Origin of the sequence: Pseudomonas sp. UBA1879, assembly GCF_002338065.1 — a bacterium.
Taxonomy (GTDB): domain Bacteria; phylum Pseudomonadota; class Gammaproteobacteria; order Pseudomonadales; family Pseudomonadaceae; genus Aquipseudomonas.
Genome location: NZ_DDHJ01000023.1, coordinates 1 through 18,816, shown reverse-complemented (window position 1 = coordinate 18,816; position 18,816 = coordinate 1). Strand labels below are relative to the sequence as shown.

The 18,816-nt window shown below is 61.0% G+C and carries 12 protein-coding genes; 10 read left to right on the top strand and 2 right to left on the bottom strand.

The window, feature by feature from the left end; translation table 11 throughout:
• Positions 1 to 33: 33 nt before the first annotated feature.
• The 3 genes from speA (at position 34) to B3N48_RS24605 (ending at position 4,340) form a co-directional block, all read left to right on the top strand.
• Positions 34 to 1,947 (top strand): arginine decarboxylase, encoded by a 1,914-nt coding sequence (gene speA, locus B3N48_RS24615; RefSeq protein ID WP_296188115.1) that lies wholly within the window; start codon positions 34 to 36, stop codon positions 1,945 to 1,947.
• Between the two features lie 272 nt (positions 1,948 to 2,219).
• A complete protein-coding gene (locus tag B3N48_RS24610) occupies positions 2,220 to 3,440 on the top strand; it encodes a contractile injection system protein, VgrG/Pvc8 family (RefSeq protein WP_296188113.1) in 1,221 nt (406 codons plus the stop codon).
• 36 nt (positions 3,441 to 3,476) lie between these two features.
• The gene (locus B3N48_RS24605; protein WP_296188112.1) at positions 3,477 to 4,340 is read left to right on the top strand and encodes an alpha/beta hydrolase; all 864 of its coding nucleotides are present in this window, start codon (positions 3,477 to 3,479) and stop codon (positions 4,338 to 4,340) included.
• A 33-nt stretch (positions 4,341 to 4,373) separates the two neighbouring features.
• Here the strand turns inward: B3N48_RS24605 and B3N48_RS24600 are convergent, their stop codons facing one another.
• Positions 4,374 to 5,711: an MATE family efflux transporter gene (locus B3N48_RS24600; RefSeq protein ID WP_296188111.1), complete on the bottom strand. Its 1,338-nt coding sequence runs from the start codon at positions 5,709 to 5,711 to the stop codon at positions 4,374 to 4,376.
• Positions 5,712 to 6,025: 314 nt separating this feature from the next.
• Between B3N48_RS24600 and B3N48_RS24595 the strand changes: the two genes are divergently transcribed.
• Positions 6,026 to 10,948: an alpha-2-macroglobulin family protein gene (locus B3N48_RS24595; protein ID WP_296188109.1), complete on the top strand. Its 4,923-nt coding sequence runs from the start codon at positions 6,026 to 6,028 to the stop codon at positions 10,946 to 10,948.
• A 123-nt stretch (positions 10,949 to 11,071) separates the two neighbouring features.
• Here the strand turns inward: B3N48_RS24595 and B3N48_RS24590 are convergent, their stop codons facing one another.
• Positions 11,072 to 11,365 carry a hypothetical protein gene (locus tag B3N48_RS24590; protein ID WP_092407437.1) on the bottom strand — a complete coding sequence of 98 codons (294 nt, stop codon included), beginning with the start codon at positions 11,363 to 11,365 and terminating at the stop codon, positions 11,072 to 11,074.
• 245 nt (positions 11,366 to 11,610) lie between these two features.
• Between B3N48_RS24590 and pbpC the strand changes: the two genes are divergently transcribed.
• From pbpC to B3N48_RS24560, 6 genes are all read left to right on the top strand, one after another.
• On the top strand, positions 11,611 to 13,914 hold the full coding sequence (gene pbpC / locus B3N48_RS24585) for a peptidoglycan glycosyltransferase PbpC (RefSeq protein WP_414704283.1): 2,304 nt from the start codon (positions 11,611 to 11,613) through the stop codon (positions 13,912 to 13,914).
• A 467-nt stretch (positions 13,915 to 14,381) separates the two neighbouring features.
• Complete coding sequence (locus B3N48_RS24580) at positions 14,382 to 16,316, top strand: PAAR domain-containing protein (RefSeq protein WP_296188104.1); 1,935 nt, start codon at positions 14,382 to 14,384, stop codon at positions 16,314 to 16,316.
• Positions 16,303 to 16,977 carry a DUF2931 family protein gene (locus B3N48_RS24575; protein WP_414704281.1) on the top strand — a complete coding sequence of 225 codons (675 nt, stop codon included), beginning with the start codon at positions 16,303 to 16,305 and terminating at the stop codon, positions 16,975 to 16,977. Before B3N48_RS24580 ends, B3N48_RS24575 begins: the two co-directional genes overlap by 14 nt.
• A 34-nt stretch (positions 16,978 to 17,011) precedes the next feature.
• Positions 17,012 to 17,680 (top strand): DUF2931 family protein, encoded by a 669-nt coding sequence (locus tag B3N48_RS24570; protein WP_296188331.1) that lies wholly within the window; start codon positions 17,012 to 17,014, stop codon positions 17,678 to 17,680.
• Positions 17,667 to 18,380 carry a DUF2931 family protein gene (locus tag B3N48_RS24565; protein ID WP_296188101.1) on the top strand — a complete coding sequence of 238 codons (714 nt, stop codon included), beginning with the start codon at positions 17,667 to 17,669 and terminating at the stop codon, positions 18,378 to 18,380. Before B3N48_RS24570 ends, B3N48_RS24565 begins: the two co-directional genes overlap by 14 nt.
• On the top strand, positions 18,367 to 18,816 hold a 450-nt coding region (locus B3N48_RS24560; RefSeq protein ID WP_296188098.1), incomplete at its 3' end, for a DUF2931 family protein. The genes B3N48_RS24565 and B3N48_RS24560, both read left to right, overlap by 14 nt.

Genomic DNA, 18,816 nt, shown 5'->3' with positions numbered 1-18,816 from the left:
CGGGGCTCCATGACTTTTATATAGGGGACTTCAATGTCCGTACGACGCACACGCAAAGACGATGGTAGCCAATGGACCGTGGCGGACAGCCGCAGTGTCTATGGGATCCGCCATTGGGGGGCTGGTTATTTTGCAATCAACGAAGCCGGCCGTGTCGAAGTCCGTCCCAACGGCCCGGGCAGTTCGCCCATCGACCTTTTCGAGCAGGTCGACGAGTTGCGCAAGAGCGGGTTGTCCCTGCCGTTGCTGGTGCGTTTCCCGGACATCCTGCAAGACCGCGTGCGTCAACTGACGGGCGCGTTCGACGAAAACATCGCGCGTCTGGAATACCAGAGCCAATACACCGCGCTGTACCCGATCAAAGTGAACCAGCAGGAAGCGGTGGTGGAAAACATCATCGCGACGCAGAATGTCTCCATCGGTCTGGAAGCGGGCTCCAAGCCTGAGCTGATGGCCGTGCTGGCGCTGGCGCCGAAAGGCGGCACCATCGTCTGCAACGGTTATAAGGACCGCGAATTCATTCGCCTGGCGCTGATGGGCCAGAAGCTCGGCCATAACGTCTTCATCGTCATCGAGAAAGAATCCGAAGTCGAACTGGTCATCGAAGAAGCCGCCGAACTGAAAGTCGCACCTCAAGTGGGCCTGCGGGTTCGCCTGTCGTCGTTGGCGTCGAGCAAATGGGCCGACACGGGGGGCGAGAAGTCCAAGTTCGGTCTCTCTGCTGCGCAACTGCTGTCGGTGGTGGATCGCTTCACCAAAGCCGGTCTGGACCAGGGCATCCGCCTGCTGCACTTCCACATGGGCTCGCAGATCGCCAACCTGGCCGACTACCAGCACGGTTTCAAGGAGGCGATTCGTTACTATGGCGAGCTGCGCAACCTCGGCCTGCCGGTGGATCACATCGATGTGGGCGGCGGTCTGGGCGTTGACTACGACGGCACGCATTCCCGCAACGCCAGTTCGATCAACTACGACATGGACGATTACGCCGGTGTCGTGGTCGGCATGCTCAAGGAATTCTGTGACGCGCAGAGCCTGCCGCATCCGCACATCTTCTCGGAAAGCGGCCGTTCGCTGACCGCTCACCACGCGATGCTGGTGATTCAGGTCACCGACGTCGAACGTCATAACGATGAAGTGCCGTTGATCGAAGACAAAGAAAGCCTGCCGGAAACCCTGCAATGGCTGGTTGACCTGCTCGGCCCGACCGACATCGAAATGGTCACCGAAACCTACTGGCGCGCCACGCATTACATGAGCGACATCGCCAGCCAGTATTCGGACGGCAAGATCACGTTGGCCCAGAAAGCCTTGGGCGAGCAGTGCTATTTCGCCGTTTGCCGCCGTCTGCACAACTCGCTGAAAGCCCGTCAGCGTTCTCATCGTCAGGTGCTGGACGAGCTCAACGACAAACTGGCTGACAAATACATCTGCAATTTCTCAGTGTTCCAGAGCCTGCCGGACACCTGGGCGATCGATCAGGTGCTGCCGATCATTCCACTGCACCGTCTGGATGAAGAGCCGCTGCGTCGTGCCGTGCTGCAAGACCTGACCTGCGACTCCGACGGCAAGATCAATCAGTACGTGGACGAGCAGAGCATCGAAACCAGCCTGCCGGTTCATGCACTGAACGAAGGCGAAGATTATCTGTTGGGTGTGTTCCTTGTCGGCGCGTATCAGGAAATCCTCGGCGACATGCACAACCTGTTCGGTGACACCGATTCGGTGAACATCTATCAGAATCAGGACGGCAGTGCGTATTCGGCCGGGATCGAAACCCACGACACCATCGAAGACATGCTGCGCTACGTGCACCTGTCTCCCGAAGAACTGATGACGCACTACCGCGACAAAGTCGCCAGCGCGCAGATCAGCCCGCGCGAGCGCACGCTGTACCTGGACGCGTTGCGTCTGGGGCTGACCCGGTCTTCGTACCTGTCGTCGTAAGGCAACGAGTCGCGAACCCTGCGCCGGATTGCGGGCGAATGCGTTGAACCAGCAGCCAACTGGCTGTCTGATCCTCCGCATTTGCCTGCGGCTCGGCCTTCGAAAAATGTCTCTGATTGCGCATAACCCGACACTCTCCTACATATTCCCGACAGCCTGCTGTCCCTTGCTGTAGGTCATTTCCTGTTCTGCATTTACCCCCTCTACTTGACGCATCTTCTGTTACAGAATCCCCGGCCGCCTGAAACCGCTCGCTGAGGAATCCCCGCGCCATGCACCTTTTCAATGACATGCCCCACCTGCGTCTGGACATCAGCCGCCCCAAACGCACATTCGAGGTATTGACCTGCGAAGGGCAGGAATCCGCCGACCGTCCCTACAGTTTTCAACTGGAAATTTTTAGCCCGGTCGGTTCGCTGGATGTTCATGATTTGCTGTTCAGCGCGTGCTTTCTGTACCCCGCCGGATCGACGACAGGGATTCACGGCCATATCCAGACCATCATGCGCAGTGCCACCGAGCGCGCTTCCAGCGACCTCTCGCAACGGACGCCTGCGCGCTACCTGATCACGGTGGGGCCCCGGCTCGGGCTGATGGCCTATCGGCACAACCAGCGGATCTTTCAAGGAATGTGCGCCGAGCAGATCATCACGCAGGTGCTGAGTGAGCACGGCATCGACGAGTCGGGCTTTTTCTGGCATCGCAAGCAGCCCTGCGCCGAGCGCGATTACTGTGCGCAGTATTGCGAGAGCGACCTGCAACTGGTCCAGCGCCTGTGCGAAGAGGAGAGCATGCACTATCACTTTCTGCACACCCGGTCCGGGCATGTCGTGGTCTTCACCGAGGAACTGCCGGAAGGCATGGTCAGCGAGCCGTTCGAAGTCGCGGTTCAGGAGCCGAGCCACAGCCTGCAAGCCCGAATACCGCCGCTGGCACCGAAGATGTGCATGCAGCGGGCCTGCGTCGTGGGGGGCTTGTTCGAACCTGCGCGGCGCGATGCGCGTGGCCGGCTCAAGGTGCGTTTCGAATGGAGTAATCAGGGCGATGGTGCGCGTTTCAATGACTGCTGGATTCCCATCGACCTGGCGCTGACCCAGCGTGAGCAGGCCTGGTGGGGCGGCATGGAAGTGGTGGTGAGTTTCCGCGATGGCAATCCCAATCTGCCTTACATCAGCGACCGGCTATGGGACCCGGACATCAACCCACGCGCTCGCCCCGACCCTGCCTCGCTGCCGCGCCGGGTGCTGACCACCCGGATCGACACTTCGGCGTTTCTCGGCGACTCCCCTGAATTTTCCATTGATGATCGGTTCATCATGCGCATGGCCGCGCACCATGAAATGCACTTCAGGGTGGGCAGCAGCCTCGTCACCATCGATTCGAAAAGCGTGACGCTGAGCGGGCTGAAGGTGATGCTGTGTTCCATCGCCGAAGCAGAGGGTGAGAAGGGTGTCGATAACCTTCTGAATTCGATGAATGGGCTGGAGTCGTAAGGTTTACCCACTCTGTTCCACGCTATGGCGAGCCTGATGATCAAAACCGTATTTCGACTGTTGCTTGCCGCTGGGCTGCTGGGCGTTCTGCTGGGCTGTTCGCCGCTGAAGGTGCTCAATGCATTTACGCCAGGGGGCACCTTCAGCAAAACCGCAGACGTGAGCTACGGCCCGGACCCGCGCAATCGGCTGGATATTTACACCCCAATCGATGCAGCCGCTGATGCGCCGGTGGTGGTGTTCTTTTACGGCGGCAGCTGGAACAGCGGCTCACGCAGCGATTACAGCTTCGTCGGCGAGGCGCTCGCGTCCCGCGGCATCGTTGCGGTGCTGGCGGATTATCGACTTTATCCACAGGTGCATTACCAGGGTTTTCTCGATGACAGTGCCAAGGCAGTGGGCTGGACTCACCAGCACATTCACGAGTACCGCGGCGATCCCTCCCGGCTTTATGTGATGGGGCACAGTGCAGGGGCCTACAACGCAGCGATGCTGGCGCTGGCCCCGAAATGGCTGGCCACTGTGGACATGAAGCCGTCGATGCTGAGCGGCTGGATCGGCCTGGCAGGGCCGTACGATTTTCTGCCGATCGAGAACCCGGAGGTGAAGCCGGTGTTTTACTTCCCGAATTCGCCGCCCGATTCACAGCCCATCAACCATGTCAGCGCCGCGTCGCCGCCTGCTTTGTTAATAGCGGCGAAGGACGACACCGTCGTCAATCCCCGGCGCAACACCGGCGGTATGGCCGAACGGCTGAGGCGGCAGGGTGTGCCCGTGCGTGAACTGTATTTCTCCAAGCCAGGCCACGCGACGTTGGTAGCGACGTTCTCCCGACCCATGCGCGGGTTGGCGCCGGTGTTGGATGAGGTGGTGGCGTTCGTTCACGGACAAGACAACTGACTGCTCGTCTCCACAAAGGAATGTTGGGGTGGGCTAAACAAACCAGCCCCCTGTGCGATTCAATCGCCGCGCAATCACCCCCAGCGTCAAGGCCCGCAATGCCATGAACAGCAGAAATGCCACCCACAGCCCGTGGTTGCCAAACCCGTGGGCCAGCCATGCAAAGGGCGCGGAAATGAGCGCGGTGACGACCATCGCGTTGCGCATTTCGGTGGCGCGGGTGGCGCCGATGAACAGGCCGTCGAGCAAGTAGCTCCAGACCGCGACCAAAGGCAGTACGGCCAGGTAAGGCAGGTAAACGAAAGCAATCTCGCGGACTTCCATGATGTCGGTCTGCATCTCGATGAACAGATGCCCCGCCAGGAGAAAGAACACTGCAAACGCCACACTGCAAATCAACGACCATCCGGTGGCCACGTTCAGCGAGCGTCGCAGGGCTTCCCGGTCGCGGGCGCCGATCGCGTGGCCGCACAGCGCCTCCACTGCATGGGCGAGGCCGTCCAGGGCGTTGGCGGTCAGCAGCAGGCCGTTGAGCAGCAGCGCGTTGGCGGCCACCGTGGCATCGCCCAATCGTGCGCCTTGTACCGTGATCAGGAAAAACACCGATTGCAGCACCAGGCTACGAATGAAAATGTCCCGGTTGACCCCCAGCAGCGGTCGCCAGCTGTGCCAGCGTTTGAGCGCCGAGAGGATCAGTTGGCCGGGGTAATCGCGAAGGCCTTTGCGGGTCAGCGCCAGTCCTAGCAGCGCGCCGATCCACTCCGCCATCACCGAAGCACGGGCGCAGCCGACGACACCCCACTCCAGCCCGAGGACGAACCACAGATTCAGCGCGATGTTCACCAGATTGGTCGTCAGCAGAATCGCCAGCGGCGCCCGCGCGTTTTGCAAACCGAGAAACCAGCCTACCAGCGCATAGCTCGCCAGCGCGGCGGGGAGGCCCAGCAGGCGAGTGTGAAAGAAGTCTTGGGTCAAATCGTTGAGGTCAGGGGAGGGTTGCATGATCTGCAACGCCAGGTGCTGGAACGGCAAGCCGATCAGCCCCAGCAACACAGAGAACCCGAGCGCGAGCAACAGGCCTTGCAACAGCACCTGACGCAACGCCGTACCGTCTCTACGTCCTGCGGCCTGCGCTGCAAACCCCGTCGTGCCCATGCGCAGAAAACCCATCGCCCAGGCCAGAAAGCTGTAAAGCGTACCGCCGACCGCCACCGCGCCGAGCTGGTGGGCATGGGGCAAATGCCCGATCACTGTGCTGTCCACCAGCGAGACCAGCGGCACGGAGAGGTTCGACAAAATCATCGGCGCCGCCAGCGCCCACACCTGTCGATGGGTGACGCGCTGACGCCAGTCGGAGAGGAAATGAGACATGGAGGCTCTATGGATTCAGTGAGCGGGAAGGGCGGCATTGTAACGATTCGGCAGAAACAGCGCAGATTCAACGGTGGGAGTGAGCTTGCTCACGAATTGGCGATTGCGACGCGGCCCGTCTCTGCGTCTGGAAGTCAACGTTCGAGAGCAAGCTCACTCCCGCAGAGTTTGCGTACGACTTCTACCGGAGAGTGATTTTGCGGCCTGCGAACAAACGCACAAACCCACGGTCTATCTCGGCGCCGCGCTGTACGTCCATGATTGCAGTGCTATAACTGCTGCTCCTCACCCCAATTGCTGCCAATGAGTGCCTCATGCTTAACAAAGGATTGTTCCTGGCCTGCGCGCTGGTACTGCTCGGTGCCTGCGATTCCTCCACCTCCGATAAACCCGCGCCTGCCCCTGCGCAACCTGCCACGCCTCAAGCGGCGGCGGTGGACACGGGCAAACCCAAACCTGCGGTCGACCTGCCTGGGTTGAGCAAACGCTACGCCGGACGTGAGCTGACCGTGGTGGACGTTTCGGAAGTTCAGCTCGACGGCGCCAGCACGCTGTCGCTGAGTTTTTCCGTGCCGCTGAACCCCGACCAGAAATTTGCCGAGAAAGTGCATCTGGTCGACAGCGTCAACGGCAAGGTCGATGGCGCGTGGGAACTGTCGGACAACCTCATGGAGCTGCGCCTTCGCCATCTTGAGCCAAAGCGCAAGTTGGTGCTGACCATCGACCCCGGTCTGCTGGCGGTGAACAACAACACCCTGGCCGCTGAATATTCCGCGCGGCTGGAAACCTCCGACCTGCAAGCCACGGTCGGTTTCGCCAGCCGTGGCAGCCTGCTGCCGACTCGTCTGGCCGAAGGTCTGCCGGTGATTGCGCTCAACGTCGACAAGGTCGACGTCGAATTCTTCCGCATCAAGCCCGATTCGCTGCCCGAGTTCCTCAATGCGTGGGAAGGTTCGTCGAGCCTGCAAAGCTATGAGTCCAAGGAGCTACTGCCCATGGCCGATCTGGTCTACGGCGGCCGTTTCGACCTGAACCCTGCGCGCAACACCCGTGAAACCGTGCTGCTGCCAATCGCCGGGCTCAAGCAGCTGCAAGAGCCGGGCGTTTACCTGGCTGTGATGCGCGCCTCGGGGACCTACAACTATTCGCAGCCAGCGACGCTGTTCACCCTCAGTGACATCGGTCTTTCCGCGCACCGCTACAGCAATCGCCTGGACGTCTTCACTCAAGCACTCGAAGGCGGCAAGGCGCTGAGTGGCGTCGACGTGGAACTGTACGACGACAAGGGCCGTGTGGTCGGCCAGGGCAAGACCGACAATGCCGGTCACGCCGAATTGCCGCTGCCCGCCAAGGCGCAAGTGCTACTGGCCAAACAAGCTGAACAGACCAGCATGTTGCGCTTGAACAGTGCGGCGCTGGACCTCGCCGAGTTCGACATCACCGGGCCACAGGCTCACCCGTTGCAGTTCTTCATCTTCGGTCCGCGTGACCTGTATCGTCCCGGCGAGGTCGTGCTGCTCAACGGTCTGCTGCGCGACAACGATGGCAAGCGTGTGAACCCTCAGCCAATCAGCGTGGAAGTGCGCCGCCCGGACGAGCAGGTCAGCCGCAAATTCGTGTGGGACGCCGACGCCAGTGGGCTCTACCAATATCAACTGCAACTGTCGGACGAATCCCCGACCGGACGTTGGCAATTGGTCTTTGACCTGGGCGACGGCAAGCCGCAGCTGTACGAAGTCCAGGTCGAGGATTTCCTCCCCGAACGCATGGCACTCGAACTCAAGGGCAACGAAACGCCTTTGGCGCCGGACGCGCCGTTCGACATTTCCATCAATGGCCGCTACCTCTATGGCGCCCCTGCGTCGGGCAATCGCCTGACCGGCCAACTCTATGTGCGGCCGTTGCGCGAAGCGGTGCCGGGATTGCCGGGGTATCAATTCGGTTCGATCACAGAAGAGGATCTGAAGCAGGATCTGGAAATCGAAGACAGCACCCTCGATGCCAATGGTCAGCTCGACCTGAGCATCGACAGCCAATGGGCCAAGGCCCGGTCTCCGCTGCAATTGGTGTTGCAAGCCAGCCTGCAAGAGTCGGGCGGGCGGCCTATCACCCGTCGTTTGGCCCAGCCGGTCTGGCCTGCGGACGCAATGCCCGGCCTGCGTGGCCTGTTCGACGGCGAAGCCACTGATGGCGATGGCCCGGTGGAATTCGAGGTCCTGATGGCCGACGCCGAAGGCCACAAGCTGGCGGCTGACAACCTCAAGGTCCGGCTGATCCGCGAACGCCGCGACTACTACTGGAACTACTCGGAGAGCGATGGCTGGAGCTATCACTACAACGAGAAGTACCTGAACCTGTCCGAAGAAACCCTGAGCGTGAAGAAGGATTCCACCGCCAAGGTCAGCTTCCCGGTTGAATGGGGCCCGTACCGCGTCGAGGTCGAAGATCCGGCCACCGGCATCGTCAGCAGCCTGCGTTTCTGGGCCGGTTACCGCTGGCAGGACAACGCCGAGGGCGGAGCGGTGCGTCCCGATCAGGTCAAGCTCGCGTTGGACAAACCGGCCTATGCCGATGGCGACACGGCCAAGGTCACCGTCACACCGCCTTCGGCGGGCAAGGGCTATCTGCTGGTGGAATCCAGCGAAGGACCGCTGTGGTGGCAGGAGATCGACGTGCCGGCCGAGGGCAAAACCTTCGACGTGCCGGTGGACAAGAAATGGGCGCGCCATGATCTGTACGTCAGCGCGCTGGTGATTCGTCCTGGCGAACGCAAGGCCAATGTCACGCCGAAACGCGCGGTCGGCGTGCTGCACCTGCCGCTGGACCGCTCGCAACGCAAGCTGGCGCTGACAGTCACGGCGCCTGAGAAGATGCGCCCCAAGCAGCCACTCAAACTCAAGGTCAACGCCAGGAACGCCGACGGCTCGATTCCGAAAGACGTGCATGTGCTGGTGGCAGCGGTGGACGTCGGCATCCTCAACATCACCGAATACCCAACGCCGGACCCGTTCGCCAGCCTGTTCGGGCGCAAGGAATACGGCGCCGATCAGCTCGATGTTTATGGGCAGTTGATTGAGGCGGGGCGTAATCGTCTGGCCAGCCTTGCCTTCGGTGGCGACGCGGCGTTGGCCAAAGGCGGCAAGCGTCCGGAAACCAGCGTCACCATCGTCGCCCTGCAAAGTGCGCCGGTGACCTTGAACGAGCAAGGCGACGCCGAAGTCAGCGTTGATATTCCGGATTTCAACGGCGAATTGCGGATCATGGCGCAAGCCTGGACCGATGAGCGCTATGGCATGGCCGAAGCAAAAACCGTCGTGGCGGCGCCGCTGATTGCCGAGCTGTCGGCGCCGCGCTTCCTCGCCGGTGGCGACCAGACCAAAGTGGCGCTGGACCTGTCGAACCTCTCCGGCAAGGCGCAGAAGCTCAACGTGCAAGTCACCGCTGAGGGCCAGTTGAGCCTGGGCGAAGGGGAGGGCACGAAGGCGATCAGCCTCAATCAGGGCCAGCGCACCACGCTGCAGATTCCGGTGAAGGCTCAGGGCGGTTTCGGCAAAGGCGTGGTTCGAGTCACGGTCAACGGTCTGGACTTGCCGGGCGAGAGCCTGCCTGCGTTCAGCCGCGAGTGGACCATCGGTGTGCGTCCGGCGTACCCGGCGATGCTGCGGCAGTACCGCGCCGTGCTCAAGGATCAGACGTGGAGTCTGCCGGAGGGCGTGCTCGACGCCTTCGAACCGGCGGGGCGCGAAGCGCTGTTGGCCGTGTCGAGCCGTCCGCCGCTGAACCTCGGCGAGCAGATTCGCGCGCTCAAGGCCTATCCGTATGGCTGCCTGGAACAGACCACCAGCGGGCTGTATCCATCGCTCTACGCCGACGCCGCGACCCTCAAACGGCTGGGCCTGGAAGGCGAATCGGACGCCGAGCGCAAACGCAAGATCGAGATCGGCATCGAGCGTCTGCTGGGCATGCAGCGCTACAACGGCAGCTTCGGCCTGTGGGGCGCGGACGGCGAGGAAGAGTATTGGCTGACGGCGTACGTCACCGACTTCCTGCTGCGCGCACGCGATCAAGGCTTTGCCGTGCCGCCGGATGCGCTGAAGAAGGCCAACGAACGTCTGCTGCGTTACCTGCAGGAGCGCAATCAGATCGAGGTCAATTACAGCGAAAACGCCGACCACACGCGTTTTGCCGTGCAGGCCTATGCGGGCCTTGTGTTGTCGCGCAGTCAGCAGGCGCCGTTGGGGGCGTTGCGCAGCCTGTTCGACCGACGCAGCGATGCGCGTTCCGGTCTGCCGCTGGTGCAGCTGTCCATCGCGCTGGAAAAAATGGGCGACAAGCCTCGTGCCGATCAGGCGTTGCTGGCAGGCCTCGCGGCCGGTCGCAAGGCCAACGACTGGCTGGCTGATTACGGCAGCCCGTTGCGCGATCAGGCGCTGATTCTGTCGTTGCTGGAAGAGAACAAACTGGCGTCGGACAAGGTTGAAGAGCGGCTGTTCGCGCTGTCCGATCAGGTCGCGGCCAGTCGCTATCTGTCGACCCAAGAGCGTAATTCGCTGTTCCTCGCCGGGCGTGATCTGCTCGGCAAACCCGAGGCGAAGTGGGCGGCCACCTTGAACAGCGGCAGCAACAACCGCGAACTGAGCAACGACCAGCCGGGGGTGAAGCTCGACAGCTCGGTGCTGGCGTCGCCGTTGACGGTTCAAAACACCGGCGATGCCACGCTGTATCAGCAGATGACGATTTCCGGTTACCCGTCGCAGCCGCCAGTGGCCGGTGGCGAGAACCTGGCGATCCGTCGTGAATACCTCGGCATGGACGGCGAGGCGCTGAACCTCAATGCGCTGAAGAGCGGCGAGCTGGTCTTGGTGCACCTGGAGCTGAAATCCAAAGAGCGCGTGCCGGATGCACTGGTGGTCGACCTGTTGCCCGCGGGCCTGGAAATCGAAAACCAAAACCTCGCGCAGAGTGCCGCCAGTCTGGAAGACGCCAGCGAGTCGGTGAAGCAGTGGCGCGAGTCGATGGAAAACGCCGGGTTGAAACACCAGGAATTCCGGGGCGATCGCTACGTGGCTGCGGTGGACCTGCAAGGCTTCAACACGGTGCACCTGCTGTACCTGTCGCGGGCGGTGACGCCGGGCACGTATCGCGTGCCGCCGCCGCAGGTCGAATCGATGTACCGGCCGAACTGGCAAGCACTGGGCGACGCGCCTGCGCAGTTGGTGGTGAAAGCGAAGAAGTGAGGGGACATTGATTGTGTGAGCCGCCTTGGGGGCGAAAGTGCAGTGTCAGTCGATATCATCGGCACTGCCCCGACGCATTCGCCACCCAGGCGGCTCCCACATGGCGCTGGCGGCGACGCTGGCTCAATGAATAATCCAGCTCAACAACCACAACCCCAGAAACAGCCAGATGATGCCCATGATGATCGAGGCGCGCATGAAGGCGCGGATCGCCGAATACAGCAGCATCAGGCCGATGATCAGGGCGACGATGCTGATCAATGAAGTGTCCATCCCCAGCGTGCGCGACAATCCGTCGACGAAATTGCCACCGGCATGAGTGAACATGTTGAACAGCCAACTCAACCCGTCGACGACGAAGCGGATCACCGCCCCGATGACCTGGCCCAGCCATTCGAAAACGCTTTCTACCTGCATGTCTGCTTCCTGATGAAGAGGATGAAACGGATAAGGGAGTGTTCGCTTTGGCTGTCGATTGGCAGGGTGAGTTCCCTGAAGCATAAAGGCTCTATGGCATGACGCGCGGAAATCCTCCAGAGCGCCGCAAAACCCTGTGGGAGCGAGCTTGCTCGCGATTGGGTGCTCCAGTGACGTTTGAGGCGAAGGATACGACGCTTTCGCGCGCAAGCTCGCTCCCACAGGTTGTGTGCATAGTCCGAGGGCTGTTGTTTAGCCTGATCGTGCTCATTGTGTTGCTCTGGCTTGCTGATCGCATCTGGCCGTTGCCCCTGCCCAAAGACGACCTCGCCCGCGTGGTGCTGGCCGAAGACGGCACGCCACTGTGGCGCTTCGCCGATGCCAATGGCGTGTGGCGCTACCCGGTCACCGTGGATCAGGTCTCGCCCTATTACCTCGAAGCGCTGTTGACGTATGAGGATCGCTGGTTTTATCAGCACCCCGGCGTGAACCCCATGGCGCTGGTGCGGGCGACGTGGCAGAACCTCAGCGGCGGTCGCGTCGTCTCGGGAGGCAGCACGCTGTCGATGCAGGTGGCGCGTTTGCTCGACCCTCACGCCCGAACCTTGCCCGGCAAGCTGCGTCAGTTATGGCGAACGCTGCAGCTGGAATGGCATCTGTCAAAGCAAGAAATCCTCGGCTTGTACCTCAATCGCGCGCCCTTTGGTGGCACGTTGCAAGGGGTCGCGGCGGCCAGTTGGGCGTACCTCGGCAAGTCGCCGCAGCAACTGACCCGTGCCGATGCCGCGCTGTTGGCTGTGTTGCCGCAGGCGCCGAGCCGCCTGCGTCCCGATCGTCATCCTCACCGTGCGCAAGCGGCTCGCGACAAGGTCCTGAGGCGCCTCGCCGAGTTCGGCCAATGGCCGCAGCAGTCAGTCGATGAAGCCTTGGAAGAACCGCTGGTCCTCGCCCCACGTCAAGAGCCCAGCCTTGCGCCGCTGCTGGCGAGGCGTTTGAACCGACCGAACAGCCCGCCGCTGATTCGCACCACGCTGGATGCCGGGTTGCAGAGGCGTCTCGAAGACCTGCTGATGGGCTGGCGTGCGCGTTTGCCGGAGCGCACATCGGCGGCGATTCTGGTGGTCGAGGCCGAGAACATGGCCGTGCGCGCCTATGTTGGTTCGGTGGACATTGGCGATGACAAACGCTTCGGGCACGTTGATATGGTCACTGCGCTACGTTCCCCCGGCTCGACGCTGAAACCCTTTCTCTATGGCAAGGCGATGGACGCCGGGCTGATCCACTCTGAGTCGTTGCTGCAAGACGTGCCGCGACGCTATGGCGACTACCGGCCGGGGAATTTTTCCTCTGGTTTCAACGGCGCCGTGGCGGCCAGTTCGGCGTTGTCGATGTCGCTCAATCTGCCCGCCGTGCAACTGTTGGAGGCGTACGGCCCGAAACGCTTCGCCGCCGAGTTGCGCAACGGCGGGGTGCCGCTGACCCTGCCGCCGCTGGCTGAACCGAACCTGGCGTTGATCCTCGGTGGCGCGGGCAGTCGGCTGGAGGATCTGGTGGGCGGCTACAGCGCCTTCGCGCGAGGAGGTCGTAGCGCGGACATCCGCCTGCAACCGGACGATCGGCTGCGTGACCGACCGATGATGTCGCGCGGTGCGGCCTGGATCATTCGGCGAATTCTCAGCGGCCAGTCGCGGCCCGATCTGGACCCCCACGCCGAGCTGGTGCAGCGCCCTCAGCTAGCGTGGAAAACGGGCACCAGCTATGGCTTCCGTGATGCGTGGTCGATTGGCGTCGGGCCGCGGTTCCTCATCGGCGTCTGGATCGGCAGGCCTGACGGTACGCCGGTGCCGGGGCAGTTCGGTCTGGCCTCGGCGGCGCCGCTGATGTTGCAGGTGCATGATCTGTTGGTGAATCGCGATGCCCAGCGCAACATCCTGCCGCCTGTGCAAGCCGTGCCGCTCAGTGTTGGCGTGGCCGCGATCTGCTGGCCGCTGGGCCAAACCCTGAGCAAGACCGACCCCAATTGTCGGCGTCAGCGCTTCGCCTGGACACTCGACGGCACCACCCCGCCGACCCTGCAGGCCACCGAGCAGCCGTTGGGATTGGGGCTGTTGGAAACGGTCTGGGTCAATGACAAGGGGCTGCGGGTCGGCGCCGGTTGCCCGCAAGCGCAACCCCGCAACATCGCGCTGTGGCCCGCCCCGCTGGAACCGTGGTTGCCGAAAAGCGAACGCCGCGAGGCCCGCTTACCTGCCATCGACCCTGCTTGCCCACCGCAAGGCTTGAACCTGGCCGCTCCAATCTCCATCGTTGGTGTGCGCGAAGGCGATCAACTCCGATTGCCCACCGGCAGCCAGCAGCAATTGCGACTGAAACTGTCGGCACTGGGCGGCACCGGGCGTCGTTGGTGGTTCATCGACGGCGCGCCGATGGGCGACACCGCCAACCAAGACAGCTACACCCACACCTTCAACCGACTGGGCCGCTACCAACTGAGCGTGCTCGACGAAAGCGGGCAGACGGCGCGGGTGGAGTTCAGCGTGGTGGATTAAAAGTGGCGGTCGTTTTCCACAGCCCGCCAACCTTATGGGAACCGGCCCATAGCAGATCGCACGTCCAGATAAATCCCGGTACGACGCACATTTCGTGGAAGACGCTGGAGGCGCCTCCGCAGCCAGGGCGGTGTGTCAATCACCACCGACTTACCTGACTCTCCGCCTTGCGCTTTGACCCGCCTGAGTGGCATGACCTTTGGAATGCGTATCGTGTGCTGACGCATTGCCCACAGATCGGGCGTTATCGGTCGCCCGCTGTTGTAGGAAAACGGCCAATCAATTTTCACACGCGTCCGACTTCCTCGGTCGGACGTTCCGGCATACGCCGTTCCTCTCGCGCACCATCATGCTCGTCCAAACGGTAGAAACGGCGGTTAGATCATCCACACCAAAACCGTCAGCCTCCGTTTCATCGTTCGGGATGAGGTCCCGCTCGCTGAGGATCTTCTACCCAACCTGCAGCAGTGCACGTTCATCGAACAGGTTCCCCGTTCGCTGACGGTATACCGGGTGCGTCAACCCCTTCGATTGGCCTCAAAGGACTGGAACAGGTGAGTAAAGGACATTTCATTCGTCCGGGTGATCGAACCACCTGCGGCGGCGTCGTCCTCGAAGGCGACGGAAGATTCAACATCCGCGGCATTGCACTGGCGCGCGAGGGGGACCGGGTGACCTGTGGGGCGACCGGTAAAACCTTCAACATCATCGGCGGCATCCCGCACATGCAAGACCTTGGCAGACGAGTGGCCGGGACTCTTCATAGCATTGTGCCGTGCCTGTGCAGGGCCCGTCTGTTGCCGTCGTTCTTGGACGCCACCTACGACTTCAACGGCGATGCATCTCCCTCGGTCCCAGGCGCTGCCCACCGCTCGACGTATGTCCCGCCGACCGGGCCGAACTCGACGCAGCCGCCACACCGCCAGTCCCCTTTGGCTGACGACATCGAGGAGGAAGAGGAAGAGGTCGAGCTGGAGCAGGTGATTACCTTAAGGCTCGGCGTATTCTTCGACGGTACCGGCAACAACCAGTCCAACAGCGACGCCGTGGCAGGCTGCATGGCGCGGGATGTCGGGCTGGAGCATGAGTCCGAGGCCATTCAGCGGTTCTGTCTCGAACAGGGTTATGGCCTGGATGGAAGTGCGCCGGACAGCAGTTATGGGAATGACACGTCGAATGTGGCGCGGTTGTATGACTTGTATAAGGACCACTCAGCCATTTCGATCGAGCCGGAAGCTGATGAAGCGGCCCTGAAGGTGTATCTGGATGGGATCGGAACTGTCAGTGGCGGAGCGGACGACTTGTGGGGGCAAGGCACCGGAACGGGGAAAAACGGGGTTGTGGCTCGGGTTGAACAGAGTCCATCGTTGATTCTGAAGCGTCTGAAGGTCTTCACAGATAACAACCCTGCGGTCACTATTCGCCGTTTTGAAGTTGATGTATTCGGCTTCAGCCGTGGCGCTGCAGCTGCCCGTCATTTCGCCAACGACATACGAAAAGGCGCGAACAGCCTGCTGGCCAAAGCCTGGCCCGCCGATGCATCCCTACTCGTCGAGGGATTCGGCTGGCGCATTCAGCATGATGTCCACCTGAACTTCATTGGCCTTTTCGACACCGTGCCCGCCATCGTCACGCCCTTGCAGTTGGACTTCAGCCCCGGCAATGCGCGCAACGCCGGCCTCGACCTCGGATTGCCCACAGGCTGCGCACGGCACATCGTGCAACTGGTGGCCCGAGACGAACATCGTCTGAATTTTGCCCTCATCCGCACCGAGAACGACATCGTGCTGCCCGGTGCGCACTCGGATATCGGCGGTGGCTACCGGCCGCGCATGCGCGAACGATTGCTGGTGGCAAAACCCACTAGCAGCGTCGAACGCAAGGCCACGCCCAACGACCGCGCGCTGGCCGTTTCCCGGTCTCAGCAAAGTGTCGGCCCCCTGGTCAGGCGCTTGATCGAACAAGGCATCGAACCGCAGATGCACATCTGGTCGGAGGATGAAGCGCGTACACGGGATCATCAGATGCCCGCCTACAAGCGGGTGTATGTCATGAGCACACTTGAGCGTGAGGTGCAGGGGGATTTGTCGAAGGTCTACTTGAGGGTTATGCGCGCGCTGGGATTACGACATAACGCACCCTTCAAAGAAATCCCGCAAACCTCCCCATTGGCGCTGCCTGCCGAGTTGACGGTGATCGCCGAGAAACTGCAGGCGTACGCGCTCGGGCAGACCGCTGCGCCAGACTTGACCACTTCTGAGGAGGCTCTGCTACTCCGCCGTTACATACACCTCTCCGCGAATTGGAATGCGTTGAAGGACCGGCACAGAACGGACATAAGAGCGCTGTTCATCAACCGGCCTGCTGATGATCACCGACGGATTATTCATGGCAATCAATAAGCTCAACGCGCTTTTGGGATCTGTACTCGCCGTTATTCTCTGTGGGTGCACCCACGTTAATGAATATGGTGCAGAGCTACCGTATGACGCATGGCGTCTGGGTTTTCTGGCGCCCAATTACATGGAGGTCTGGATCGAAACCGCCAATGTGCTCGATGTCAAAGGCCGGGTATTCGGACGCGCCATGAGTGGCGTGGCAGCTATCCAGACCCCACCGAATTTCAGAGGCAACCCAAGAGGTTGGCCCAAGCGACCGGGGGATGGAGCGGGGAAGTATGTCTGGCGCGCCGATGTGCCTCGTTTGATTTATGTGCGTTGGCAGTCCCTGGCAGAGCCGCAAACTTACGAGGCTTTCATTGAGATTCCAGAGGCGACTCGTAACGCCATGTTGGAGATCAAACAGAACACGTATTGCAGGGGCACGAAAGAATGGATCACGGACCACCGTGAGCTTCTGGTCATTGGCCTTGCGCCGGGCGGAATAGCGAAAACCTGGATCAGAGGATTGTGTCTGGATCCGATTGAAGTCAGCCGCGTGCAGGGCCGGATAGTTGAGAAAGGTCCAGATTTGGGACGGACTAACGGTCAATATGCATTGGAGCTAGAGCCGGAGTCGCGGGCATACATCGACAAGTTCGGCATCCCCTATGACTCCTGGTAACGAGCTATCGCCAGCCAGCGGCTTGCCCGTGGCAATCAATAAGCTCAATACGCTTTTGGGATCTGTACTCGCCGTTATTCTCTGCGGGTGCACCCGCGTTAATGACTATGGTGCAGAGCTACCGTATGACGCATGGCGTCTGGGTTTTCTGGCGCCCAATTACATGGAGGTCTGGATCGAAACCGCCAATGTGCTCGATGTCAAAGGCCGGGTATTCGGACGCGCCATGAGTGGCGTGGCAGCTATCCAGACCCCACCGAATCTCAGGGGTAACCCAACAGGGTGGCCGAAGCGACCTGGCAGTGGGGCAGGGAAACACGTCTGGCGCGCCGATGTGCCTCGTTTGATTTATGTGCGTTGGCAGTCCCTGGCAGAGCCGCAAACTTACGAGGCTTTCATTGAGATTCCAGAGGCGACTCGTAACGCCATGTTGGAGGTCAAACAGAATACGTATTGCAGGGGGACGAAAGAATGGATCACGGACCACCGCGAGCTTCTGGTCATTGGCCTTGCGCCGGGCGGAATAGCGAAAACCTGGATCAGAGGATTGTGTCTGGATCCGATTGAAGTCAGCCGCGTGCAGGGTCGGATAGTTGAGAAAGGTCCAGATCTGGGACGGACTAACGGTCGATATGCACTGGAGCTTGAGCCGGAGTCTCAGGCATACATCGATAAGTTCGGCATCCCCTATGACTCCTGGTAACGAGCTATCGCCAGCCAGCGGCTTGCCCGTGGCAATCAATAAGCTCAACGCGCTTTTGGGATGCGCACTTGCCTTTATTCTCTGTGGGTGCACCCACGTTAATGACTATGGTGCAGAGCTACCGTATGACGCATGGCGTCTGGGCTTTCTGGCGCCCAACTACATGGAGGTCTGGATCGAGACCTCCAATGTGCTCGATGTCAAAGGCCGGGTATTCGGACGCGCCATGAGTGGCGTGGCAGCTATTCAAACTCCGCCCAATTTAAGGGGTGACCCAAGAGGGTGGCCGAAACGACCGGGAGATGGTAAGGGAAAACACCTCTGGCGCGCCGATGTGCCTCGTCTGATTTATGTGCGTTGGCAGTCTCTCGCGGAGCCTCAAACTTACGAGGCTTTTATTGATATTCCTGAGTCGATACAACGCTCAATGCTTGAGGGTGGGAGAACCTATTGCGATACCAGCCGGGTATGGATCGATGATTACAGGAAGAATCTGGTCATGGGATTGGCTCCGGGTGGAGTGGTCAAAACCTGGCTAATGGGTGTTTGCATTGATCCGATTGAAGTCAGCCGCGTGCAGGGCCGGATAGTTGAGAAAGGTCCAGATTTGGGACGGACTAACGGTCAATATGCATTGGAGCTAGAGCCGGAGTCGCGGGCATACATCGACAAGTTCGGCATCCCCTATGACTCCTGGTAACGAGCTATCGCCAGCCAGCGGCTTGCCCACGGCAATCAATAAGCTCAATACGCTTTTGGTATGCGCACTTGGCTTTATTCTCTGCGGGTGCACCCACGTTAATGACTATGGTGCAGAGCTGCCGTATGACGCATGGCGTCTGGGTTTTCTGGCGCCCAATTACATGGAGGTCTGGATCGAGACCGCCAATGTACTCGATGTCAAAGGCCGGGTATTTGGACGCGCCATGAGTGGCGTGGCAGCTATCCAGACCCCACCGAATCTCAGGGGTAACCCAACAGGGTGGCCGAAGCGACCTGGCAGTGGGGCAGGGAAACACGTCTGGCGCGCCGATGTGCCTCGTTTGATTTATGTGCGTTGGCAGTCTCTGGCAGAGCCGCAAACTTACGAGGCTTTCATTGAAATTCCAGAGGCGACTCGTAACGCCATGTTGGAG